Annotated in this window: 22 protein-coding genes and 1 pseudogene; 12 read left to right on the top strand and 11 right to left on the bottom strand. The window is 63.2% G+C overall.

What is annotated here, in order from left to right; translation table 11 throughout:
- Nucleotides 1-2: 2 nt before the first annotated feature.
- The 6 genes and pseudogenes from IT775_RS01205 (at nt 3) to IT775_RS01230 (ending at nt 6,496) form a co-directional block, all read left to right on the top strand.
- Nucleotides 3-881 carry an FAD binding domain-containing protein gene (locus IT775_RS01205; protein ID WP_212699236.1) on the top strand — a complete coding sequence of 293 codons (879 nt, stop codon included), beginning with the start codon at nt 3-5 and terminating at the stop codon, nt 879-881.
- A complete protein-coding gene (locus IT775_RS01210; RefSeq protein ID WP_212699237.1) occupies nt 878-1,366 on the top strand; it encodes a (2Fe-2S)-binding protein in 489 nt (162 codons plus the stop codon). Before IT775_RS01205 ends, IT775_RS01210 begins: the two co-directional genes overlap by 4 nt.
- The gene (locus tag IT775_RS01215; protein ID WP_212699238.1) at nt 1,363-3,822 is read left to right on the top strand and encodes a xanthine dehydrogenase family protein molybdopterin-binding subunit; all 2,460 of its coding nucleotides are present in this window, start codon (nt 1,363-1,365) and stop codon (nt 3,820-3,822) included. Before IT775_RS01210 ends, IT775_RS01215 begins: the two co-directional genes overlap by 4 nt.
- Nucleotides 3,813-4,724, top strand: a pseudogene (locus IT775_RS21530) (NAD(P)-dependent oxidoreductase); the annotation flags it as partial. The gene IT775_RS01215 and the pseudogene IT775_RS21530, both read left to right, overlap by 10 nt.
- Nucleotides 4,714-5,319, top strand: coding sequence for an SRPBCC family protein (locus tag IT775_RS01225; protein WP_212699240.1), 606 nt, complete (start codon nt 4,714-4,716; stop codon nt 5,317-5,319). The pseudogene IT775_RS21530 and the gene IT775_RS01225, both read left to right, overlap by 11 nt.
- A gap of 31 nt (nt 5,320-5,350) precedes the next feature.
- Nucleotides 5,351-6,496 (top strand): M20 aminoacylase family protein, encoded by a 1,146-nt coding sequence (locus IT775_RS01230; RefSeq protein WP_246525202.1) that lies wholly within the window; start codon nt 5,351-5,353, stop codon nt 6,494-6,496.
- A gap of 43 nt (nt 6,497-6,539) precedes the next feature.
- On the opposite strand, the gene IT775_RS01235 is transcribed toward IT775_RS01230, so the two are convergent.
- Nucleotides 6,540-7,235, bottom strand: coding sequence for a helix-turn-helix transcriptional regulator (locus IT775_RS01235; RefSeq protein WP_212699242.1), 696 nt, complete (start codon nt 7,233-7,235; stop codon nt 6,540-6,542).
- Nucleotides 7,236-7,324: 89 nt separating this feature from the next.
- Here IT775_RS01235 and IT775_RS01240 point away from each other — a divergent pair, with 89 nt between their 5' ends.
- Nucleotides 7,325-8,932 (top strand): FAD-dependent monooxygenase, encoded by a 1,608-nt coding sequence (locus tag IT775_RS01240; protein ID WP_212699243.1) that lies wholly within the window; start codon nt 7,325-7,327, stop codon nt 8,930-8,932.
- Nucleotides 8,929-9,108, top strand: coding sequence for a hypothetical protein (locus tag IT775_RS01245; protein WP_212699244.1), 180 nt, complete (start codon nt 8,929-8,931; stop codon nt 9,106-9,108). The genes IT775_RS01240 and IT775_RS01245 overlap by 4 nt, the downstream gene beginning before the upstream one ends.
- Nucleotides 9,109-9,194: 86 nt before the next feature.
- Here the strand turns inward: IT775_RS01245 and speB are convergent, their stop codons facing one another.
- The 6 genes from speB to IT775_RS01275 all read right to left on the bottom strand — a co-directional run bounded on the left by speB (nt 9,195) and on the right by IT775_RS01275 (nt 14,387).
- Entirely contained in the window at nt 9,195-10,157 is a 963-nt protein-coding gene (gene speB, locus IT775_RS01250; protein WP_212699245.1) for an agmatinase, read from the bottom strand.
- A gap of 14 nt (nt 10,158-10,171) precedes the next feature.
- Nucleotides 10,172-10,903 (bottom strand): SDR family NAD(P)-dependent oxidoreductase, encoded by a 732-nt coding sequence (locus IT775_RS01255; protein ID WP_212699246.1) that lies wholly within the window; start codon nt 10,901-10,903, stop codon nt 10,172-10,174.
- Nucleotides 10,900-11,673 (bottom strand): SDR family NAD(P)-dependent oxidoreductase, encoded by a 774-nt coding sequence (locus tag IT775_RS01260; RefSeq protein WP_212699247.1) that lies wholly within the window; start codon nt 11,671-11,673, stop codon nt 10,900-10,902. Before IT775_RS01260 ends, IT775_RS01255 begins: the two co-directional genes overlap by 4 nt.
- Nucleotides 11,670-12,464, bottom strand: a complete 795-nt coding sequence (locus IT775_RS01265) for an ABC transporter ATP-binding protein (protein ID WP_212699248.1) — start codon at nt 12,462-12,464, stop codon at nt 11,670-11,672. The genes IT775_RS01260 and IT775_RS01265 overlap by 4 nt, the downstream gene beginning before the upstream one ends.
- A 1-nt stretch (nt 12,465) precedes the next feature.
- Nucleotides 12,466-13,140 (bottom strand): ABC transporter permease, encoded by a 675-nt coding sequence (locus tag IT775_RS01270; protein WP_246525204.1) that lies wholly within the window; start codon nt 13,138-13,140, stop codon nt 12,466-12,468.
- 188 nt (nt 13,141-13,328) lie between these two features.
- The gene (locus IT775_RS01275) at nt 13,329-14,387 is read right to left on the bottom strand and encodes an ABC transporter substrate-binding protein (RefSeq protein WP_212699250.1); all 1,059 of its coding nucleotides are present in this window, start codon (nt 14,385-14,387) and stop codon (nt 13,329-13,331) included.
- A gap of 108 nt (nt 14,388-14,495) precedes the next feature.
- Here IT775_RS01275 and IT775_RS01280 point away from each other — a divergent pair, with 108 nt between their 5' ends.
- Both IT775_RS01280 and IT775_RS01285 read left to right on the top strand, forming a co-directional pair.
- A complete protein-coding gene (locus IT775_RS01280; protein ID WP_343231091.1) occupies nt 14,496-15,140 on the top strand; it encodes a TetR/AcrR family transcriptional regulator in 645 nt (214 codons plus the stop codon).
- Between the two features lie 28 nt (nt 15,141-15,168).
- Nucleotides 15,169-16,023: a polysaccharide deacetylase family protein gene (locus IT775_RS01285; protein ID WP_212699252.1), complete on the top strand. Its 855-nt coding sequence runs from the start codon at nt 15,169-15,171 to the stop codon at nt 16,021-16,023.
- 8 nt (nt 16,024-16,031) lie between these two features.
- Here IT775_RS01285 and IT775_RS01290 read toward each other — a convergent pair whose 3' ends face one another.
- On the bottom strand, nt 16,032-17,219 hold the full coding sequence (locus IT775_RS01290) for an acetate/propionate family kinase (RefSeq protein WP_212699253.1): 1,188 nt from the start codon (nt 17,217-17,219) through the stop codon (nt 16,032-16,034).
- Complete coding sequence (locus IT775_RS01295; protein ID WP_212699254.1) at nt 17,216-18,607, bottom strand: bifunctional enoyl-CoA hydratase/phosphate acetyltransferase; 1,392 nt, start codon at nt 18,605-18,607, stop codon at nt 17,216-17,218. The genes IT775_RS01290 and IT775_RS01295 overlap by 4 nt, the downstream gene beginning before the upstream one ends.
- 396 nt (nt 18,608-19,003) lie before the next feature.
- Here IT775_RS01295 and IT775_RS01300 point away from each other — a divergent pair, with 396 nt between their 5' ends.
- Complete coding sequence (locus tag IT775_RS01300; RefSeq protein ID WP_212699255.1) at nt 19,004-21,469, top strand: ATP-binding protein; 2,466 nt, start codon at nt 19,004-19,006, stop codon at nt 21,467-21,469.
- On the top strand, nt 21,469-22,353 hold the full coding sequence (locus IT775_RS01305; RefSeq protein ID WP_212699256.1) for a hypothetical protein: 885 nt from the start codon (nt 21,469-21,471) through the stop codon (nt 22,351-22,353). The genes IT775_RS01300 and IT775_RS01305 overlap by 1 nt, the downstream gene beginning before the upstream one ends.
- 27 nt (nt 22,354-22,380) lie before the next feature.
- Here IT775_RS01305 and IT775_RS01310 read toward each other — a convergent pair whose 3' ends face one another.
- Entirely contained in the window at nt 22,381-23,118 is a 738-nt protein-coding gene (locus tag IT775_RS01310) for an RlmE family RNA methyltransferase (RefSeq protein ID WP_212699257.1), read from the bottom strand.
- 66 nt (nt 23,119-23,184) lie between these two features.
- Complete coding sequence (locus tag IT775_RS01315) at nt 23,185-24,297, bottom strand: Ppx/GppA phosphatase family protein (protein WP_212699258.1); 1,113 nt, start codon at nt 24,295-24,297, stop codon at nt 23,185-23,187.
- Nucleotides 24,298-24,354: the final 57 nt, after the last annotated feature.

The following is a 24,354-nucleotide window of genomic DNA, read 5'->3' on the forward strand; positions in this document are numbered from 1 at the left end:
CGATGAAACCCGCCCCTTTCACCTACCATCGGCCCGGCGATGTCGACGAGGCGCTGAACCTGATGGCGCGCTTCGGGTCCGATGCCAAACCATTGGGTGGCGGGCAGAGTCTTGGGCCGATGCTGAACATGCGTCTGGCGCGGCCTGGCCATCTGGTCGATCTGAACGATTTGCTGGAACTGGACTATGTCCGCGATCTGGGTGACGTGATCGAAATCGGCGGCCTGACCCGTCATCACCGGCTTGCCACCGCACCCGAGGTCGCGCGCGACCTGCCGCTTCTGGCCAAGGCCGCGCGCACCATCGGCCATTACGCGATCCGCCAGCGCGGCACCATCGGCGGCAGCCTCGTGCATGCTGACCCGGCGGCGCAACTGCCGCTGATCGCCGTGACGCTGGGCGTCGATGTGGTGCTGCGCTCGGTTCGCGGGGAACGGGTGGTTCCCGCTGCCGATTTCCTGCAATCCATCATGACGGTCGATCTGGGCGAGGACGAGATTGTCACCGCCCTTCGTTTCCCGCGCCAAACGGCTGATGAATACAGTTCCTTCGACCTGTTCAGCCGCCGCCACGGCGATTTCGCCATCGTCGGCGTGGCGTTGACGCTGCGCTTCGACGCCGCCGCCGCCGCCGCCGTGGAAGAGATGCGGCTGGGACTGGGCGGCACCGGCCCGGTGCCGCAGCGGATGCACGCTATCGAGGCCGCAGCGGTCGGTAACCCAATCGACGCCGAAACAGCCGCCAGACTGGCCGCCGAAACCGCCGCCGCCATCAACCCCGAGGAAAATGCCGAAGTGCCTGCCGCCTATCGTCGCGAACTGGTCGAAACCATGATCCGGCACGCCCTGCTGGACGCTGCCGGAAAGCGGGGCCAGAAATGACCGCCCCGGTGTCCATATCGCTTGTCGTGAACGGCGAAACGCATGACCTGACCGTGCCGCCGCGCAAGCTGCTGTCCGACGTGTTGCGCGACGACCTGCACCTGACCGGCACCCATGTGGGATGCGAACACGGCGTCTGCGGCGCCTGCACGATCCTGATTGACGGTCAGCCTTCGCGGGCTTGCCTGACCTATGCGGTGCAGATGGAGGGCCACGAACTGACCACCATCGAATCCGTGGCCGATGGCGAAACCCTCAGCCCGCTGCAGCAAGCGCTGCACGAAGAACACGGGCTGCAATGCGGCTTCTGCACCGCCGGTATCGTGATGACGTTTGAGGCCTACCTGCGCGACAATCCCGACCCGGACGAGGCCGAAATCCGCGATGTGCTGTCGGGCAACCTGTGCCGCTGCACCGGCTACCAGAATATCGTGACGGCCATCCTCAAGGCCGCCCGAGTGATGCGGCAAGGAAAGCGGTCATGACAGCGGATACGCCCTTCACCCATATCGGCAAACCGCTGCCGCGCAAGGAAGACCGGCGCTTCCTGACCGGCAAGGGGCGCTATCTCGACGATGTCGCGATTGCGGGCGCGTTGCAGGTCTGTTTCGTGCGCTCGCCGCACGCCCATGCCAAAATCAACGGCATCGACACGCAGGTGGCGCGCGATCTGCCCGGCGTGGTGGGCGTGTTCACCGGCAAGGACCTGGCCGGATGGACCGCCCCGTTGCGGCTGGCACCGCCGATCGAGGGGCTGCATCCGGTCGAGATGACGACGCTGCCGATCGACAAGGTGCGTTTTCACGGCGATCCGGTGGCGGTAGTGGTGGCGACGGACCGCTATGTCGCGGAAGACGCCGCCGAACTGGTCGAGGTCGATTATGACCCGTTGCCCTGCGTTGCCGATACCGACACCGCGCTGGCCGCGGACGCGCCGCTTGTCGATGACACGCTGCCCGACAACCTGGTGTCGCATCAAAGCTTCAGCGCCGGTGATCCGGCGGCGCGCCGTGCCGATGCCGACCGGGTGGTCGAAGCGCGTTTCGGTCTACATCGCCACACCCACGTACCGATGGAAACTCGCGGCTGTCTTGCCGACTGGGATGCCGGGCGCGCGCATCTGAGCATGCATATCGGCACTCAGGCGCCGCATCCGATGCGCGGGCAGCTTGCCGCGCGGCTGGGGCTGGACGAAACGCAGGTCACGGTGATCAGCCCCGATATCGGCGGCGGCTTCGGCCAGAAGATCGCGCTTTACCGCGAGGAACTGACCGTCGCGGCGCTGGCCCGTCATCTGGACCGGCCGGTGCGCTGGCGCGAAGACCGGCTGGAAAACCTGACCTCGGCCAGCCATGCGCGCGAAACCCAATGCGTGACCCGCGCTTCGGTGCGTTCCGATGGCCGCATTACGGGGCTGGAACTGGAACTGACCGAAGATTTCGGCGCCTATTGCTTCTATCCCGCCAATTACATGGCGCGGGTGATCGCGATGATCCTGACCGGCCCGTACAAGATCGCCGACTACGCCTTCGACGTGAAGGTGGTGCTTACCAACAAATGCGGCAACGGCCCGATGCGGGCGCCGATGGCGATCACCAGTTGGGTGATGGAAGGAACCATCGACGCCGTGGCGCGCGACCTGGGGCTCGACCCGGTCGAGGTGCGCCGGATCAACGCGCTTGGCCCGGATGACATGCCCTACACCATGGCCACCGGCGAGGTGCTGGAGGACGTGACGCCGCTGGAAACGCTGGAAGCGGCAGTCGCGGGGATCGACCTGCACGACTTCCGCGAGCGGCAGGCCCGCGCGCGGAAGGATGGCCGGTTGCTGGGTCTCGGCCTGTGCACGGTGGTGGAATCCACCACTTACGGATCGCAGTTCTACAAGGCGGCGGGCATTCCCGGTTCCGGCCACGAAGCGGCCTGGGTGCGGCTCGAACCCTCGGGCGTGGTGAATGCGTCCGTCGGGTTGATGGGATCGGGGCAGGGCTATGAAACGCCGCTGTCGCAAGCCGTGGCCGAGGGACTGGGCGTCGCGCCCGAAGCCGTTCGTATCCAGTTGGGCCATACCGATGTCGCCCCTTACGGCATGGGCAGCCGCGGTGCGCGGGGCGCAACGGCGGGTGGCGGTACGCTGTATCTTTGTGCGCAGAAGGCACAGGCCAAGGTTCTGGCGATCGCTGCCGGAATGCTGAACCTGAACGACACGCAGGGCCTGCGCCTCCATAACGGTCAGGTCGAGCGGCGGTTGGAAGAGGCATGGCAGCCCACCGGCCTGTCGCTGGCCGATGTCGCACGGCGTGCCTATCTCGACCCGACGGCCTTGCCCGAAGGGATTACACCCGGGCTCGACGTGTCGCTGACCTATGACCCGCCGGCGATGACCTATTCCAACGCCACCCATGCTTGCGAGGTCGAACTCGACCCGGCCACCGGCAAGCTGCATATCGCCCGCTACCTCGTCGCCGAGGATTGCGGCACCGTGCTCAACCCGCTGGTCGTGAAGGGCCAGCAGCAGGGCGCGGTTGCGATGGGGCTGAGCGGCGCGTTGCTGGAACAGGTGGTTTATGATGAAAACGGCCAGAACCTCAGCGCGACGCTGGCCGATTACCTTGTCGCGACATCCTGCGAATTGCCGAATATCGAGATCATCCCGATGCATACCCCGAACCGGAAAACCCCGGCGGGTATCAAGGGCATGGCCGAGGGCGGCATCATGGGCGCGATCGGGGTGATCGCGGGGGCGGTCAATGACGCTCTGGCACCGCTGGGCGTAACCGCCGAACAGATGCCCCTGTCGCCGCAACGGCTGCGCGCGCTGCTGCGCGGGGCCGGGAATTTCAAACCGCAAACAAAACTTTCGAACCCGAGCGCCACCACTCACGACACCACCACTCTCGGAACGCCGGGCACCACAGACAGAAGGACGGACAGGGCATGAGCACTTCGACGGAAAAGATGACGGTCGGTTTCATCGGGCTGGGGATCATGGGGCAAAGCATGGCAGGGCATATCCTCGCCGCCGGTCACGATCTGCACGTCTATAACCGGACCCAGGCCAAGGCCGACGATCTGGTCGCCAAGGGCGCGGTCTGGCAGGACAGCCCCGGCGATGTCGCCGCATGCTGCGATGTCGTGATCACCATCGTCGGCTATCCCAAGGATGTCGAGGACGTCTACCTCGCCCCCGGCGGCATCGTCGAACGCGCCCGTGATGGCGCGATCCTGATCGACATGACCACGTCGAGCCCCGAACTGGCGCAGCGGATTGCCGAGGCGGCGGGTAAACGCGGGCTGGCGGCGCTGGACGCGCCGGTATCGGGCGGCGATGTGGGCGCCAAGGCGGGCAAGCTGGCGATCATGGTCGGCGGCGACGCGGCGGCCTTTGATACCGCGATGCCGCTGTTCGACGCGATGGGCGAAAACATCGTGCATATGGGCGCGGCGGGCGCAGGACAGCATACCAAGATGGCCAACCAGATCGCCATCGCATCGACCATGCTGGCGGTGAGCGAAAGCCTGTCCTACGCCAAGGCCGCCGGACTGAATCAGAGCGCGGTTCTCGACGCGATCGGCACCGGCGCGGCCTCGAGCTTCCTGCTCAACGGGTTGGGACCGAAGATGGTGGCGGGCGATTACGCGCCCGGCTTCTTCGTGCATCACTTCGTCAAAGACATGTCGATCGCCCTGGCCGAGGCCGAGCGGATGAAGATCGACCTGCCGGGCCTGACCCTGGCGCGCGGTCTTTACCAGAAACTGATCGACGGCGGCTTTGGCGAAGACGGGACGCAGGCGCTTTACCGCGTCTATACGCAGATGACAGGAGGCGGGGATGCGGTTTGAAGGCAGCGCCCTGATCCCTGCCACGCCGGAAACGGTGTGGCAGGGCCTGAACGATCCCGGGGTGCTGGGCCGTTCCATCCCTGGCTGCAAGGCGATGGAACAGACCGGCGACAATGAATTCACCGCCACCGTCGTGGCCAAGGTTGGCCCGGTATCTGCGACCTTCAAGGGCAAGGTGGAACTGGCTGACCTGAACCCGCCGAAATCCTACACGCTGAAGGGGCGCGGGCAGGGGGGACCTGCGGGTTTCGCCAAGGGCGAAGCCCGGATAACGCTGACCCCCGAAGGCGACGGCACACGGCTGAGCTATGAGGCCGACGCCGATATCGGCGGCAAGCTGGCCAGCGTCGGCGGCCGTCTGATCCAGGGCGTGGCAAAAAAGACGGCTGACGATTTCTTCGCGGGTTTCTCGCGCGTCCTGACCGGCGGGGAAGACGCCGCCACGGGCACAGGCACCGCTGCCCAAGCGACCAGCCCGGCGGCCACCACTGTCACGCCCGCCGCTGCCGGTGGACATATACCGCTGATCGACCGCGTTGCGTGGCTGCTTGTCGGCCTCGCCCTCGGTGTTGGGCTGACAATCTGGATGGGATGAACCGATGCGTATCGCCGACGATATTCAAGCTATGGCTCCGCAGCTCACGGAATGGCGCCGGGACCTGCACGCGCATCCCGAAACCGCCTTCGAAGAACACCGCACCGCCACCTTTATCGCCGGCGAACTGCGCGCGATGGGGCTTGAGGTGCACGAAGGGATCGGCGGCACCGGGGTTGTCGGCATCCTGCGTAACGGCGCGGGCTGGTCGGTGGGGCTGCGTGCCGATATCGATGCGCTGGACGTGACCGAAACGACCGGCTTGCCCTATGCATCGACCGCTCCCGGCAAGATGCACGCCTGCGGTCATGACGGCCACACGACCATGCTTCTGGGCGCGGCCAGGCACATGGCCGCCAACCCACCGGGGCCGGGGACCGTGGTGTTCATCTTCCAGCCCGCCGAGGAAAACGAAGGCGGCGCGCGGGTGATGATCGAAGATGGTCTGTTCGAACGTTTTCCGGTCGATCAGGTTTACTCCATGCATAACTGGCCAGGGCTCGAGACGGGGCGCTTCGCGGTGCATTCCGGCCCGGTGATGGCCGCGTTCGACACGTTCGAACTGCGCCTGATCGGGCGCGGCAGCCACGGTGCCATGCCGCATGAAGGTATCGATCCGATCACCTTGGCGGCGCAGGTGCAGATGTCCTGGCAAACGCTGGTCAGCCGCGCCATCGCGCCGGTCGACCCGGCGGTGATTTCCATCACCCAGTTATTCGCGGGCGATACCTTGAACGTCATCCCGGAACGGATCACCCTGCGCGGCACGGTGCGGACCTTCCGCCCCGAAACCCGCGATTTCCTTGAGGCCGAAATGGCACACCGGGCACAGGCCATCGCCGACGCCTATCATGCAAGGGCCGAACTGGATTACACGCGGCGCTACCCGGCCACCATCAACGATGCCTCTGCCGCCGCTCTGGCGCTCGAGGCGGCGCAAAGCGTCGTTGGCGAAGACGCTGTCGATGCGGCCCTGCCGCCCAGCATGGCGGCCGAGGATTTCGCCTTCATGCTGAACGACAGGCCCGGGGCCTATATCTGGATCGGCAACGGATCGGCCGAAGGCGGGCGCAACCTGCATAGCCCGAATTACAACTTCAACGACGACATCCTGCCGATCGGGGCGCAGTATTTCTGCGATGTCGCTGCGCGCGCGCTGAGCAGGACCAACGATTGAAATCAACGCCGCCCCGACCGGGCGGCGTTTTTCTTGTGCCCCGTCATCTGGCGCAGATCGCGAACAGTCCCGCGCGCGAGGTGATGCCCAGTTTCGCGTAGGCGCGTTTGCGATAGGTGATCACGGTCGAGGCGGCGATTCCGAGGTCCGCCGCAATCGCTTCGGCCTTTTGCCCCGACAGGACGCCAAGGCAGACCGCGCGTTCCCTCTCGCTCAGAACGGCCAGAGGCGGCGGCGAGCCGTCTTCGGACAACCGTTCGAAATGCATCAGCGCCAGCCGCCCGGCCAGCCGCGCAAGATCGGCATCGCAGTACGTTTCTGTCCCTTCCGACTGGTACAGGCTGACGAACAGCCGCAGGTGGTCGCCGACGGCGATCAGCGTCGTCTTGGCCTTCAGCCCCGGTTCGTCGAAGAAGATCCGGCGATAGTCGTCGCCCATCTCCGCCCCGATCCCGCCAAGGCGGTGCAGCGATACCGTGCCCGGGGACGTCCGCCGCAATTCCGGCAGCAGCGGGTCCTGCAGGAACCAGCCGTCGAGATAGGTCGCGGCCAGCTTGCCTGCCAGCACCGCATGGTGGAAATGGCGCGACAGCAGACAGCGTGCGTGATCCCCCGCGATGGCGAAGACCATGATCTGATCGACGCCCAGCGTTTCGGCGAAATCGGCGAAAGCCGTGGCGAAGTCTTCGGTGCCGATCCGGGCAAGACAGGTTTCAACGTGATGCGCGAATGAATTCATGCCCCTGACTACCATGTCCCTCCGCAAAGGGGACAGACAATGCGCGCGCTTTTCCGCTACACCCGGGGCCAAGCCCAAGGAGGACAAAGATGAGGCCAGCCGGACGCAGCGAGACGCAATCGCTTTATTTCACCTATCCGCATTTCGACCCGCCGCAGGACCGCGATGGGTTGTCCGATGCCGCGCCGGTCGCCATCATCGGCGCGGGGCCGGTCGGAATGACGGCGGCGCTGGCGCTGGCGCGCCACGGTGTGCGGTCGGTGTTGTTCGACGCCAAGGACACGTTCAACGACGGCAGCCGAGCGATCTGCGTCGCCCGGCAGAGCTATCACATCCTCGAAGACATCGGCGCGGTTGATCCGTTTCTGGAAAAGTCGCTGCCTTGGACCACCGGGCGGACCTTCTATCGCGGACGCCAGATCCTCGAATTCGACATGCCCGACAGCGCGCGGGAAAAATACCGCCCGATGTACAATATCGAACAGCAATATATCGAACAGTACCTGTGGGAGGCCGTTGCGCGCGAGTCGCTGATCGACGCCCGCTGGCAAAGCCGGGTGAGCGGGGTGGAGGATGCCGAGGGCGCTGTCACGCTGACAATCGAAGACCCCGAAGGCAGCTACCGAATGCGGGCCGATTGGCTGCTTGCCGCTGACGGGGCGCGCAGCGCCATCCGGCAGATGCGCGGGCTGCGGCTGCGCGGCGAAAACTACGAGGGTCGCTATGTCATCGCAGACGTGCAGATGGATCACGATTACCCGACCATCCGCCGGGCGCTGTTCGATCCCGATTGCAGACGGGGCGGGACGATCCTGGTGCACAAGCAACCCGACAATATCTGGCGCATCGATTACCAGCTGCGCGATGACGAAGACGATGCCGAGGCGATCCGCGAGGAAAACGTGCGCCAGACGGTGGCGTCGGTGCTGGAGGAAATCGGCCACACCGGCGATTGGGATCTGGAATGGTGGAGCATCTATTCCGCCAACACGCTGGCGCTGGACGATTACCGCGACTGGCGGGTGTTTTTCATCGGTGACAGCGCCCATATCGTACCGATCTTCGGGGTGCGCGGGCTGAACAACGGTCTGGCCGATGCCCATAACATCGCGTGGAAACTGGCCTTTGTGATGCAGGGGCGGGCAGGGATGTCCCTGCTCGACAGCTACACACCTGAACGGCGCGGCGCGACGCTGGACGTCTTCGCCAATGCGTCGAAATCGGCGCGTTTCATGACACCGCCCAGCCCCGGCTGGCAATTGATGCGCGACGCGGCGCTGAGCCTTGCGCTCGACCATCCGTTCGCCGGCGAACTGGCCAACCCGCGCCAGATGACGCCCTATACCTATGCCGACAGCCCCGTGGTCGCGTCCGACGATCCCGGTTTCGACGGCGGCCCGGTTCCCGGCGCGGTGCTGCCCGAGGCGCGGGTGCGCGACGGGTTTCTGACCGATCTGCTGGGTGCAGGTTTTACGCTGCTCACCTTCGACGAAGGACTGGCGCAGGGCGTTGCCGACCTCGATTTGGACGTGGTGCTGCTGGACCCCGGGTCGGAGGCGGCCGAGGTTCTGGCCGCCGGGCCGCACAGCGCCTATCTGATCCGTCCCGATCTGCATATCGCCGCCCGCTGGACGCGGGCCACGCCGGAAACCCTACGCGCGGCCTTCGCCCGCGCCACCGCGGGAGATAACAAATGACGCCTGCCGAGGTCGAAACCATCTATGAAGCGCTGGCCAACCGGCTGGATGACCTGGGGGCGGAGAAGCGTGAGCTGTATCTGGCCAAGCTTGCCCTGCTCATGGCGCATGAGCTGGAAGATGCGCCGCGCGCGCTCACGCTGATTGCCGAGGCTGCCGAGAACCTCGACGCCTGAAACGCAAAGAAACGGCGCCGAGGCGCCGTTCCCTTCTTCCTGCGATGCAGGTCGGCCATTTTCCGTGAGTGGGGGGCCGTTTCGGCTCAACCCTTGAGGTTGAGTGCGATATTGCACAGGATTTCGAACATGATCGACACGCCCAGGAAAGCGGTCGATCCGCTGCCATCGAAGGGCGGCGACACCTCGACGAGGTCAGCGCCGACGATATCCACCCCGTCGAGCATCCGCGCCACCTGCAGCGCTTGGTAGGAATTGGGCCCGCCTACTTCCGGCGTGCCGGTGCCCGGCGCGAAGGCGGGATCGACGAAATCGATGTCGTAGGAAATGTAGGTGGGCGAGGTGCCGACGATTTCCTTGGCTTCTACCATCACGTCTTCGGGGCCACGGGCGTGGAATTCCTCGATCGGGATGATGCGGATGCCGACGGCATCGGCGAAATCGCGGTCCTCGCTGTCATAGGTGGAACCGCGAATGCCGATCTGCACCACGCGCTTGGGGTCCAGAAGGCCCTCTTCCACCGCGCGGCGGAAGGGGGTGCCGTGGGTATATTGCGTGCCGCCGAAGTAATCCTTGAACAGATCGGTGTGGCTGTCGAAATGGATCATGCCCAACGGCGCCGCCTTGCCCAGCGACCGCAGGATCGGCAGCGAGGACAGGTGATCGCCGCCCGCCGTCAGCGGGATCAACCCTGCCGACAGGACCTTGTCGTAGAACTCGGTGATGCGGTTCATGCTGTCCATCAGGTCGGCCGGGTTCGGCGGAACGTCGCCGAGATCGGCGCAGTTGATCATCTCGAACGGCCGCACGCCGGTGGCGCCGTTCTGCGCCCGGATCATGGTGGACATGTCGCGCAGCTGGCGCGGCCCGTGACGCGGGCCGGGGCGGTTGGTGGTGCCGCTGTCCCACGGCACCCCGATGATGCCGACCTGAACGTCTGCGATGCGGGGATCGTCCAGCGTCAGATGCGGCAGGCGCATAAAGCTCGGAATCCCGGCGAAGCGGGGCAGGTCAAAGCCGGAAACCGGGTGAAAAAACGGGTCGCTCATCTTGGCATCCTTTGTCATGTCATCACGCTTCCACCGTTCACGCCAAGGCATTGACCGGTGATGAAATTTCCACCCGACCCGCACAGGAACACCGCCATCGCGGCGATGTCTTCGGGCTGACCGAAGCGCGCCAGCGGCGTATCCATGTCCTTGGCCAGCTGTTCGGGCGTCATGCTGGCAGGGCTGGTCATGTCGGTTTCGATCGATCCGGGCGCGATCGCGTTGACCAGGATGTTTGGGGCCAGTTCGCGCGCCAGGCTGCGGGTCATCGCGATCACCCCGCCCTTGGAAGCGCTGTAGGCCACCAGGTTCTCGCGCCCCAAAAGGCCCAGATCGCTGGCGATGTTGATGATCCGCCCGGTATCGGTGCGGCGCACGAATTCGCGGCTGCACAGGAAGCCGCCGCGCAGATTCACCGCGATCACCCGGTCGAAATCTGTCGCATCCGTTTCGGCCAAGGGTGTTTCGCGCAGGATGCCCGCGTTGTTGATCAGGATGTCGGGGGTTCCAAGGTCTGCGCTGATGGTGTCGAACATGGCGATGACCTGCGCCTCGTCGGACACGTCAGCCAGAATGGCGCGCGCATAGGTCCGTTCGGACAGTTCGGCAAAGGTCTGGTCGGCCTGGGTGTCGCCGGGATGGCAGAACGCCACCTTGGCCCCGGCATCGGCCAGCGCCAGGGCAATCGCCCGACCGATGCCGCGCGAGGCGCCGGTGACCAGCGCGGTTTTTCCCTGCAGGGTCATGCCATCACCTCGCCCCGGTCGATGTTGATCGCCTGCCCGGTGATATTGGCGCCACCTTCCGAGGCGAGGAACAGGTAAAGGCCGGAAATGTCTTTCGGTTCCATCAGGCCATCGATCGCCTGCGCCGCCATGACTTCGCCCGCCACCTCGTCCTCGCTGCGGCCGCTGGATTCGGCCAGTTCGCGCAGAGAATTCATCGCCGGACCGGTCTTGACCCAGCCGGGACAGACCGCGTTGACGCAGATGCGCCGTGGTCCCAGTTCCTGCGCCCATGTCCGCACCAGACCGAGATTGGCGTGCTTGCTGGCCACGTAGGCCGAAAATCCCGGCACCGCGGTACGCGACCAGATCGAGGCGGTCAGGATGATCCGCCCGCCATCGGCGATCCGGCCTACCAGCGTGTCGGTGACGTTCTGGGTTCCGGTGACGTTGATCGCCATGATCCGTTCGAAGGTTTCGTTGCCGCGCGGGTTCTGCCCGGTCAGGGGCGTGGGGCGTTCCAGTCCGGCATTGTTCACCAACACGTCCAGTCGGTCGATATCGGCCAGCGCTTCGGTCACCATGGCGGCGTCGGAAATATCGCAGCGGATCGCGCGCACATCCCCCGGTAGGGCGGCGGCGGCATCGTGGATCGCATCGGTTTCCGACAGGATGGTCAGATTGGCCCCGGCTTCGGCGAACGCCGTTGCGATTCCGAATCCGATGCCGCTGCTGGCGCCGGTGACCAGAACCGATTTGCCACTGAAATCGAAACTGACCTTGCCCGTCATGACGTGCCGCGCCCTTCTTCGCGCATCAAGCGCATGAGATGCGCTTCCAGATCGCCGTAGCCATCCAGCTTGACGACCTTTTCCTTGTCGGCGATACGCTCGCCCTTCTTGAAGGCCGGTTTGATTTCTTCCTTCAGCCGTCCCGGGTGGCTCGACAGGAACACGATCTTGTCGGCGAGGAAAATCGCCTCTTCCAGGTCGTGGGTCACGATCACCATCGTGGTGTTGGTCTGTTCGGCTACGTTGACCATCAGTTCCTGCATCAGCCAGCGGGTTTCGGCATCCAGCGCGCCGAAGGGTTCGTCCATCAGCAGAACTTCCGGGTCGTTGGCCAAGGTGCGGGCGATCGCCACCCGCTGACGCATGCCGCCCGAAAGTTGCGACGGGTACACGTCGGCGAATTTGCCAAGGCCGACGAGGTTGATGAAACGCTCCGCCCGTTCGGCCCGTGCGGCCGCCGGGACGCCGTTGATCTTCATGCCGAATTCGACGTTCTTGCGGACCGACATCCAGTCGAAGGAGGTATAGGCCTGAAACACCATGCCGCGGTCCTGTCCGGGGCCGTCCACGGTGCGCCCGCCGATCACAATGTCGCCATCTGACGGAGTTTCCAGGCCCGCCATCATACGCAGCACGGTGGATTTGCCGCAGCCAGATGGTCCCAGAAGAACACAGATCGAATTCTGTTCGACCTCGAAGCTGATATCCTGCACCGCCTGCACGGATTTGCCGCCGCCAAGTTCGAACACTTTCGATACGTTGCGGATTTGAAGGGCGCTCTGCTCGCTCATGTCAGTTTTTCCTCAGATAGGGGAAGGCCCAGCGATGCAGCATCGCGAACAACAGGTCGAAAAGCAGGCCCAGGACGCCGATCACGATGATCCCAGACAGGATTTCGTCGGTTTTCAGGAACCGCCGCGCGCGCATCATCATCGCGCCGATACCGGTGGTGGAGGCGACGATCTCCGCGATCACGAGATAGGTCCAAGCCATCGCCAGCATCTGCCGCATGGCGACCACGATATCGGGCAGAACGGCGGGGAAAACGACCTTCATCACGACGGTTGCACGCGACGCGCCAAGCGTCAGCGCGGTTTCAACCAGTTCCTGCCGGACGTTTTTCGTGTGGTCCATGATCAGCGTGATCAGAAAAAAGATGACCCCGATAAACAGCAGCGCCAGCTTGGGCGCTTCGCCGGTGCCGAACCACATCAGCAGGATCGGGATGAAGGACGGCGCCGGCAGGTAACGCCAGGCCGATACGAAGGGGGCGAAGATCGCCTCGACGCTGGGGAATGCCCCCATCATGACCCCAAGCGGTACCGCGACGGCGCAGGCCATCGCGAAGGCGCCCAGGACGCGGCTGATCGAAATCAGGACATCGCTGCCGAAGCCGCGCTCCATGAACAGATCCCAAGTGGTTCCGAAAACCGTCTGAGGAGCGGGAACAAGGATTTCGTTCACCATTCCTGCGGATGTTGCGAACACCCAGAAACCGAAAAAACACGCCCATATACCGAGGGCGGAGACAAGACGCTGTCGGCTCCTGACCGGTTTGCGCAGTTCGAAAAAACTTTGTGCTGCCACGGTGGCCCCTTTCCTGATCCCAAAGAAGTGTGGCGGGGCGCGCCGTGCAAGCGCGCCCCCAAACCGGATTAGTGCGCGGTGAGGGTCTGGCGATAGCCGGACTTCACAAGGTCACCCATCAGCGAACAATCGACGCCCGCGGCTGCATCGACCTTGTTGTCCATCAGGCCAAGCTTGATCCACCACTCATTGGTCAGGGCAACCGAGTCGACCATCGAACCGTTGGACATGCCGAACGGGCCATCGCCGTCCAGAACGCCGCACAGGCGGGCCGATTCATCGAAGTCGAGCATGTAGATGCCGCCTTCGAAGCTCTTGCCGTCGGTGCCGATCACATAGCCGATGTCTTCGGCCGGCCATTGCAGGAAATCGGCCAGCAGCTCATTGGTTTCCTCGGTGTTCTGGTTCCAGTACCCTAGGCCTTCCCAGCGGGCCTTCAGCACGTCCAGGGCGACATCGCGCTTTTCGGCGATGAAGTTCTTGTTCATGTATAGCGCGTCCATGAAGATCCCGGTCTTCAGGATGTCCGGATCACTCGTGTTGGTGATGCTCTTTGCCCCGGGCTTGGCTTCCAGAACCTTGGAAATCCACGGTTCGTACATGTAGGCGGCGGCCAGGTCGTCCGACATCATCGGGCCGACGGCTTCGTCCGCGTTCAGGTTCACCCATTCGACCTGATCGGGCGCGATGCCGACCGAATCCAGCCAGATCCCCATCAGCAGCTGACCGATATAGGCCTGCGGCGCGGCGACCTTCTTGCCCGGCAGGTCAGCGGTTTCGATGCCCGGTGACAGGATCACATGGTCGACGCCGTAGGACGGGTTGAGGAAGGCCACGTTCACCACGTCGGTGCCGCGATCCACGGTCAGCGGGGTGTAATCGGCGGTGCAGCCATAGACATCCAGCTGTCCCGCCGCCAGCGCGGCGTGGCCACCCAGCGGGTCTTCGAAAATGGTGATGTTCAGGTCGTGATCCGGGATCAGGTCCTTCTGGCGGGCGACTTCGAGCATCGCGTAGCCCGGCCAGGAAACGCAAACACCCACATTCACCGTATCGGCCGAGGCGAAACTTGTGCCGCCCCCCAGGAGCAGGGCCGCGGTCGCGGCGAGCTTCACGAAAGGTCGCATGTCATATCCTCGCTGTTTGTCTTTGTTGGTTCTTTCGGTGTCTAAAACTGTATCCAGTCAAAATTTATATTCAATAAAAAAATTTATTACGCTAAGGTTGTGGTGAAAGTGATTTGCATAAAAAACGGAGGCCGAGGTTTGACGACCCTGCGCGCACGCCAGAAAGAAGACCGACGGAAAAGGATCGTTTTATCCGCAAAAGCTCTTTTCAAAGAAAAGGGTTATGAGAAGACGACCATCGAAAACATCGCCGAGGCGACGGGCGTTTCCGGCGTGACCGTTCATAACTATTACGGCACCAAGGCGGGTGTTCTGCTTGCTCTGGTAGTGGAAAACGACGAGGCGCTGATCGCGCGACTCAACGAATCACTGCCCCGTGAAGACATCGATCTGGTCGAATTGGTGGTCGCGTTTGCGCATGTCATCATGGATCACGCAATCACCCACCTGGACAAGGAAATCTGGCGCCAGGTCATCGCCGCCGTCACCACCGAGGCGGGCACCAGGCTGAGCGAGGCCTATTTCAAGCTCGACCAGCAGCTGGCCTATGTGCTGGTCAACCGGATCGAGGCGGCGCAGGCCGCAGGGGCCATCCCGGAAAAGGTCGACCCGGTACATCTGGGCAAGGCGCTGTTCCACCTTCAGAACGCCCGTTTCATTCAGTTCATTTCCTCCGACGACATGACCCGCGACGAAATCGAGACCCGCCTGCGCAACGATATGGGTGCGCTGTTTTCCGTTTGTATCGGGTGATCGACATCCCCGAAGATAGGAGTAACCGATGTTCCTAAACCCGATCCGCTGGCCCGAAGGCAAAGGCTGCGCCGCCTGTGTGACCTTTGATATCGATGCCGATTCCCTGATCCGGGAAGCGCGCCCTGACGACGCCGAACTGCGACTGCAGCCGATTTCGATGGGGCGCTACGGTCCGACGGTCGCGGTGCCGCGCATCCTGGACACCTATCGTCGCCTTGGGCTGACACAGACCTTTTTCATGCCGGCCTGGGTGATGCAGAACTATCCCGACACGGTCGAGGCGATCCTGAAGGACGGGCACGAGATCGGGCATCATTCCTGGATGCACGAAGACCCGATGCAGCATTCGGATGAGCGCGAGGCGGAACTGTTCGAACGCGCGCTGGAGGTGCATGTGAAGATGACCGGGCGCAAGCCGCGCGGCTACCGCGCGCCGGTCTATTCGATCACGCCGCCGATGCTGGACCGGCTGATCGCGCATGATTTCCTCTATGACAGCTCGATGATGGCCGACGATCTGCCCTATCTGGTCGAACGGCCCGCTGGCGAATTGATCGAAATCCCCGGCCACTGGGGGACCGACGACTGGCCGCCCTTCGCCCATTTCGGGGAAATCGATTACCTGATGCCGGTGCGCGCGCCGTCGGACGGGATTCGCGCCTTTGCCGAGGAATTCGATGCCATGCGCGAAGCAGGCGGGCTCTGGATGCCGATCCTGCACCCGTTCCTGACCGGGCGGCTGGCGCGCTGGCGGCATATGGAAAAGCTGCTGGAACGGGCACTGGAAACCGGCTACGTCTGGTTCGCGCCGATGGAAGACATCGCGCGCCACGCCGCGGCCAACCGCGATACCCTGCGGCGCGAGGTGATCGCGCCCTGACCGGTGGGTCAGGCGCCGCGCACGCCCAGGGCCGCGCAGGCGCGGGCGATGACGATTTCCTCATTGGTGGGAATGACCATCACCTTCACCCGCGCATCCGGGCGGCTGATAACCGGCGCGTTGGCGGCGTTGGCCTCGTCGTCGATCTCGATCCCGATCCAGTGCAGCCCGTTGCAGATGCGTTCGCGGATCAGGCGTGAATTTTCCCCGATCCCGCCGCAGAACACCAACCCGTCGAGCCCCTCGAGCGCCGCGGCCAGCCCGCCCAGTTCGCGCCGGGCGCGGAAGGTGTAATAGTCGATCGCCTGCCGCGCGCCCTCGCTGCCACTGGCCTCCAGCGTGCGCATGTCATGGCTCAGCCCCGACAGGCCCAGAAGCCCCGATTTCTTGTAAAGCAGGGTGATGATGTCCTCGACGCTCATCCCTTCCTGTTGCAGCAGGTAAAGGATGATGCCGGGGTCGAGCTGCCCCGTGCGGGTGCCCATCGGCAACCCGTCCAGCGCCGAAAACCCCATCGAAGACGCCACTGACCGCCCGCCGCGCAGCCCGCACATCGACGCGCCGTTGCCCAGATGCGCCACCACCACGCGGCCCGCGTGCAGGTCCGGCGCAATCCGGGCCAGTTCGCCCGAGATGTAATCATAGCTCAGCCCGTGGAACCCGTAGCGCCGCACGCCCTTGTCGTAATATTCGCGGGGCAGGGCGAAGACGTCGTTGACGAAAGGGTGGTGGCGGTGAAACGCGGTGTCGAAACAGGCCACCTGCACCGCCTGCGGAAAGGCTGCCATCGCGGCGCGGACACCGGCCAGGTTATGCGGCTGGTGCAGCGGCGCGAAGGGCGACAACGTCGACAGCTTATCGATGATGGCCGGCGACAGCACGGTCGGGCCGCTGTAATCCATTCCGCCATGCACGACCCGGTGCCCGACCGTATCGATCTGCGCCCCCGGGAAATGGTCCTCGAGTTCATGCAACGCCGCGACCAGCGCTTCGTGGTGATCCACCACGCCCTCCGCCGGGATCGGCACCGCATCACGCAGTTTCGTGCCATCCGCGCCCTTCAGTGTCAGCCGGGCGTCGCCGCCGACCCGGTCGGCCAGCCCGTTGGCGCTCAGTTCGGGTTCGTCCGCCCCCAGTGCGAACAGGCCGAATTTCAGCGACGAGGACCCGGCGTTCAGCGTCAGCGCATAGCTCATCCCTTGCCCCCGCTCAACCGGTGGTGATGCAAGGCCGCCACCGCGCAGGAGGCCAATCGCGCCATGTCGTCATCTGCACGGCTGTTGAGGATGATCGGCACCCGCGCGCCCAGAACCAGCCCGGCGCCTTCGGCATGGCTGACATAGGTGAGCATTTTCGCCAGCATGTTGCCCGCATCGAGGTTCGGCACCACCAGAACCTCGGCCCGGCCGGCGACCGGCGATTTGATCCCCTTGGTCCGCGCAGCGGCGATATCGATGGCATTGTCCATCGCCAGAGGCCCCTCGACCAGACCGCCGGTGATCTGGCCGCGATCGGCCATTTTCGACAGCAGCGCCGCATCGACCGAGGACGGCATGTCGGGATTGACGGTTTCCACCGCCGATAATACGCCCACTTTCGGTTCCTCGATGCCCAGAGAAATGGCCAGGTCGATGGCGTTCTGGCAGATATCCATCTTGGTCTTCAGGTCCGGCGCGATGTTGATCGCGGCGTCGGACACCAGCAAAGGATGCGACAGGCCCGGCACGTCCATGACAAAGACATGGGTGAAGCGGCGCCCGGCCCGAAGCCCGGTCTGTTTGTCCAATGCTGGTCGCAGCAGGTCGTCGGTATGCAGATGCCCCTTCATCAGCGCCTGCGCTTTGCCGTCATTGACCATCTGTACGCACATCCGGGCGGCATCGCGGTGAACCGGGGCATCGATCACTTCGATGCCGTCCAGCGTCTGCCCCAGATCGGTCGCGACGGCGCGGATCTTCGCCGCGTCGCCGACCAGTATCGGGTCGATGATCGTGTGTTGCCGCGCCAAAAGCGCCCCGCCCAGAGAATTCGGCTCGTCCGGGCAGACGACGGCGGTTTTCAGCGCCGGCAGCGGTTCGGCCAGCGCCAGCAGTTTTTCGAAATGGCGGTGGCGTTGCACGATCAGGCCGGGCAGGTCGCGACTGTCGTAGTGCAACTTGTGATCGGGGGCTTCGATACAGGCAGTGCCGCTGACCAAGACGGCGCCGTCGGAGATCCTGTCGATCGTGGTTTCCATCACAACCCTGCGGCTGGCCGGATCGACCGATTTCACCGTCACCCGGGCGCAAAGTTCTTCGCCGGCATGGGCGCGGCCTTCGAACTTCAGGTCCTGGCTGTGATACAACGATCCCGCCCCGGGCAGGATGTTGCCCAGCACCGCCGAAATAAGCGATCCGAGAAACATGCCGGGGGCGATCGCTTCGTTCACGCCGTCGCCGTCGCCATCCTGATCGAATAGGTGCATCGGGTTGTGATTGCCCGACACGTTGGCAAAAACGATCAGGTCGTCCTGGGTGATCAGGCGGCGAATCTCGGCGCGGTCACCGGGGGCGAGTTCTTCGAATGTCTTGTTTTCAATCCGCATCGGGCTGTGCCTTTCTGCTCCGTTTTCGGACGTGTGCGCGCCGTTGACGGGACTATGGCAGGGGGATGGGTGGCAGGCAAAGCCTGACTATGCGTAGCGGGCCCAAAAAATGTCTTGTGTAAACATTTGTTTGCACCTTGGGGGTAGAAAGAACGGGGACAATCAGGGCGAAAGCGCGTGAATGTTTCCCCAACCGACACGCGCTGCTGAAAATGTGACCAACGTATAAAGTGTGCGCAATATATCAATTAAAATAATGTTTTACGTCAAACTCCGTTTTGCGTATGGTTCCGTTCAAAAGAGGCATCTTCCCGGCCAGGTTGAGCAGGCCACACGGGCAGGAAGAACAAAAACGCTTGAACAGGAGGCGACGAGATTAGTTTAGATTGCTTCTTCTTGAAGGATTCAGATCTGACCTTCGTTGCTGGCAATGCCCCATTTGCCAAGCTGATCGGATTACACACGGCCGGGCAGCTTACCGGGCTGATTTATGACGACATCCCGCGCCGGGACATAGCGGAATTTGAAGCCGAACAGGATCAAAAAGTCATCAAAACCCGACAACCGGTCAGGAACGTCGACCTGACGCTGAAGGTTTCGCAAGGGCTGCAAGCGGTGTTCAAGGTCAGCAAAACACCGATTTTCGACGCCGATGGCCGCTTTGACGGCATTCTGACGAATTACAAGGACGTGTCCGCCGAAAAGGCTTACCGCAGCAAATTCTACCGCGTATTGCGCGAGTTGCAGATTATCGAATCCGTGGCCAGCATCGCCAATAGTGCCGAAAGTTCGGAAGAAGCCTTCCATAAGTCGCTTACGATCATGGCCAAGTATCTGGATTGGCCGGTCGGAGGGCTTATCCGTGTGACCAAGCAGGGCGACGACGTCCTGCTGCGAACGACAGGTCAGATCTATATCGGCAATGAAGAACGTTTCGGTGCGTTGCGTGAAGTGGTTTCTGAAAGGATGTTCCGCTCCGGGCAGGGCGCACCGGGTATCACCTATCAGCGTGGTGTCCCGCAGTGGTTCGAAGACATCCAAAAAAACAGGGATATCTTCAATACGGAACGGGCTGAACGTTACAATCTGCGTTCCGCGCTGACTGTGCCAGTCTATGTCGGGAGCGACATCGTCGCTATTCTCGCTTTCTATTCCGACCGGGTCGAAACCCGCGACATCTACAAGTTCGACCTGATGCACCGGTTGGGGGTGCAACTGGGGCGCGTCGCCGAGCGTGAAAAGACCGCCGAGGCCGTGTTGCAGAAACGAGCGGCAGAAGCCGCGAATTCCGCGAAATCGGTGTTTCTTGCCAATATGAGCCACGAAATCCGCACACCGATGAACGGTGTGCTGGGGATGATCGAATTGCTTGGGCGCAGCGATCTGAACGATCAGCAGATGCGGATGCTCGACACGATCCGGGATTCGTCATTCTTCCTGCTTGGGATCATCGACGATATTCTCGATGCCGCCAAGATCGAGGCCGGGCAACTGAAAATCGAAAAGACCGATTTCGTGCTGCTCGAGGCGATCGAGAACACCGCGGAAACACTTGCGGTGCAGGCGCAGAACAGCAACGTCAAATTCGTGATGAGCGTCGACCCCGGGCTGCCGGATGTCGTGAGCAGCGATCCGACCCGGTTGCGGCAGATCCTGCTGAACCTGCTCAGCAACGCCATAAAGTTTTCCAAGCGCGAAGAGGGCAGGCAGGGCTTCGTCGAACTTGGTGTCGCGCCGGTAAAGGACAGAGACGAGGTCCGCTTTACCGTGCACGACGACGGCATCGGCATGTCCGAAGAGACCCTCGAGCGGATTTTCAAACCGTTCCAGCAGGGCGAGGATTCGACAACGCGGCGGTTCGGCGGCACCGGGCTGGGACTGGTGATCGTGCAAAGCCTGGTCAAGCTGATGGGCGGCGCGCTGGAGGTGCAAAGCGCGACGGGACAGGGATCGACCTTCTCGGTCACCCTGCCGATGGAAAAGGTGTCGGGATCCGGCGCGCAGGCGATCAGTCCGATCGATGGCGTTCATCTTGTGATGATGTCCAGCCTGCTGAACTTCAGCGACAGCACCCGCCGCTTCCTCGAACAGCGCGGGGCCGTGGTCGAAATGGCGACCGACCGCTCTGCGCTTGTTGAAATCGCCGAAAAGGCCTCAAAGGACACGGTCGTCGTCCTGTCATTGCCGACCAATGAAGAAAGTGCCGCGGTGGAATGGGCGATACGCCAGACCAATCCAGGCTGTAAGGTGATCCTGCTCGATGCGACGCGAGAACGGACCAAGGGCCTGGTCAGCGACACGCTGTACGTGTCCTACCGGTTCCCGATCCACATCAGCGATATCCTGCGCGGCGCGGCGATCCTGACCGGGCGGATCAAGGCATCCCCGCAGCAGGACACCCCGGTCCGCAACGACGCCGTGCAGGTCGAAAAACCGGGGATAGGGGCCGCAAAGGGCGGCGGCGCACCGGTGCTGATCGTCGATGACAACGATCTTAACCTCGTCGTTCTGTCCAAGCAGATGGAACTTCTGGGCTATGCCTGCGAAACAGCGCAAAACGGTATAGACGCCTTCGAAAAGTGGAAGCTCCGCCAGCATCACATCGTGCTGACAGATTGCCAGATGCCCGAAGCCGACGGTTTCGAATTGTCCCGCAACATCCGCGCCTACGAGGCGCAGAACGGCCTCAAGCCCGTGCCGGTGATCGCCATTTCCGCCAGCGCGCTGGTTGAGGAAGCGAACCGCAGCATTGAGGCGGGGATGAATGACTACCTGACGAAGCCGGTGCAGCTGCAGGATCTGAAACGGGTGTTGAGCAAGTGGGACCTGTCCTTAGCGGCCCAATCGGAAGGTTCCGCGTAATGCGGCTGGCCATTGTCACCATGGTGTGGCGCGATCACTGGCTGCTGAACAAATGGGTGCGCCACAACGCGCAATATGTCGACCGGAGCAGCCTTTACGTGATCAACCACGGCGGCGATCCGAAAATCCACGACATCGCGCAGGGCTGCAACGTGATCGACATTCCCCGCGACGAGGTGACGATAGATCTCACCCGCCGACGCTGGGACTTGCTGGGCGGGATCACCAACGGGTTGCTGGCCTTCTACGACCGGGTGATCTGCACCGATGTGGACGAACTGATCGTCTGCCTGGGGCAGGGCGGTTTGCCGGGCCACCTGGAAAACAGCACGGCCGACACGGTGGCGTTGTCGCCGGTCGGGCTGAACCTGATGCCGGTGGGCGATGGCGATATCGAAGCGGGGGTCCTCAAGGCCTATCCGCAGGCCCGGCTCAGCGCGAAATACACCAAGCCCTGCATCGTGCGCGACCGCGTGGTCTGGACCGTGGGCGGGCATGGGCTGCAACGGGGCCGCTTCACCATCGACCCCGAATTGCTGCTGTTCCATCTGCATTACGTCACGCCGGATTACACCGAAAGGATGGAAGAACGGCGCCGGATCGTGGAACAGTCGCGGGCGCACCATTCCGCCTCCGGCGCCGCCGTTGAGCTGGGCAAGCGGTATTGGATCAACTGGTCACAATCCGGGATGATCCGAGACAAGGAACTGGGCCTGTTCGAACAATCGCGGGACCTGCCGGTCGAAGACGGTTTCGGGCAAGCGGCCGAACTTCTGACCGCCGCGATCCGCAGCGAGGGCAAGAAAACGGTGGTCGATCACGCGGTGATGAACAAGCCGCCCTACCGGATCACCGTGCCCGAAAAGCTGCGCCATCTGTTGTGAACGTCAGCCGGACGGCTTTGGGAGATTTTATTCCTCGTCGTCGTCCGTCCCGCCCCGGAACCCGGTGGCGACGACGAATTTTTCCGAACTGTCCGAACGGGAAGCGGGCGGTTTCATGTTCACCACCTTGGTGAATTTCTGCTTCAGCAGCTTCTGCAATTCGCCCTCGGCGCCGCCGGCCAGAACCTTGGCGACGAAGGTGCCGCCTTCTTCCAGAACGTCGAAGGCGAAATAGGCCGCCGCCTCGCACAGCGCGATGATGCGCAGGTGGTCGGTCTGCTTGTGCCCCGATGACGCCGCCGCCATGTCCGACATCACCACGTCGGCCTTGCCGCCCAGCCATTCCTTCACCTTTTCATCGGCATCGTCTTCCATGAAGTCCAGCTGGTGCGTTTCCGCTCCGGCGATCGGCTCGACCTCCTGCAGGTCGACGCCGAGGATGGTGCCCACCTTCTTGCCCTTCTTTTCACCAAGCGCGTTCACGCGTTTCACCGCCACCTGGCACCAGCCGCCGGGGGCACAGCCCAGATCGACCACCCGCGCGCCGGGGACGAGGAAACGGAACTTGTCGTCAATCTCGAGGATCTTGAAGGCGGCGCGACCGCGATAGCCTTCGGCTTGGGCGCGTTTCACGTAAGGATCGTTCAGCTGCCGCTGCAGCCAGAGGGTCGAGCTGAGCTTGCGGCCGCGCGCGGTTTTCACCTTGACCTTGAGGTCGCGCTGCCCGCGTCCCGATGTGTTTTTAGTGCTCGGTTTCTTCGCCATATCAATATCTCCGCCAGTCGCGGCATCCACAAGATGCCGGACCGTACAATTTCGCCCCCGATACGCTCAGAAGGGCCCGTCTTCAAGCACTCCGTCCGCGCTCATCTGAGCATAAAGCAGCCCTTCGCGCAGGCCGCGGTCGGCCACCGACAGCCGGTCGGTGGGCCAGCAGCGCAGCAGCGCCTGCAGGATCGCCGCCCCCGACATGATCAACGCCTGCCGGTCCTGGCCGATGCGCGGGTCGCGCCGGCGCCCCTGCGGACCCAGCATCAGGTAGTTGCGGATCACCTTGTCGATCTGGTCCGAGGTCATCCGAAGCCCGTCCACCTTGGTCCGGTCATAGCGTTTCAGCCCCAGATGCGACGCCGCCACGGTGGTCACGGTGCCGCTGGTGCCGACGATCTGGAACCCTTCGCGGGCCTGCTCATCGGCGTAAGGCGCGAATTCCGACAGGTTTTCCTCGAAAAACCAGCTCATCAGCGCGAAGCGGGCGGAATCGTCTGCGACATCGCGGAATTGATCCCGCAGCGTCGCCACGCCCAGCGGTACGCTGATCCAGTCCACCACCTTGGCGGCGGGGAAGGGGCTGTCGCTGGGATGGAACCCGGCATGCAGCCGCATGATCGCGCGCGGCCGGTCGCGCATCGGCACCGATGTCAGGTCGATCCAGACCAGTTCGGTCGACCCGCCGCCGATATCGACGACCAGCAACTGTTCGGTCTTGGTCGACACCAGCGGGGCGCAGGAAATCACGGCAAGCCGGGCTTCTTCCTCGGGCTGGATGATTTCAAGCTGCAGCCCGGTTTCACGCTTCACACGGTGGATGAAATCGCGCGAATTCTTCGCCCGCCGACAGGCTTCGGTCGCCACCAGTCGCATATGCTGGACCCGGTGGCGTTTCAGTTTCTGCTGGCAGATGCGCAAGGCCTGGATGGTGCGCGCCATCGACGACCGGCTCAACCGTCCGGTCGTTTCAAGTCCCGATCCCAGCTGGACGGACTTGGAAAAACTGTCGACAACATGAAACTGGCTGCCCTTCGGCTGGGCAATCAGCATGCGACAACTATTTGTCCCCAGATCAAGCGCGGCATAAAGCTCGGCTGTATCTGGCGGTTTCGGCGCGGGGCTCTCAACCGGTTTAGGGAATGCGCCCGCACCTTTGGGACGCTTGGGCGCCATGACTACACGCCCTCCATTTCGAGTTACTGTCAAAGTAGTGTCATCTTGTCCGTTGCG

Origin of the sequence: Thalassovita aquimarina, from assembly GCF_018219815.1 — a bacterium.
Taxonomy (GTDB): Bacteria; Pseudomonadota; Alphaproteobacteria; order Rhodobacterales; family Rhodobacteraceae; genus Thalassobius; species Thalassobius aquimarinus.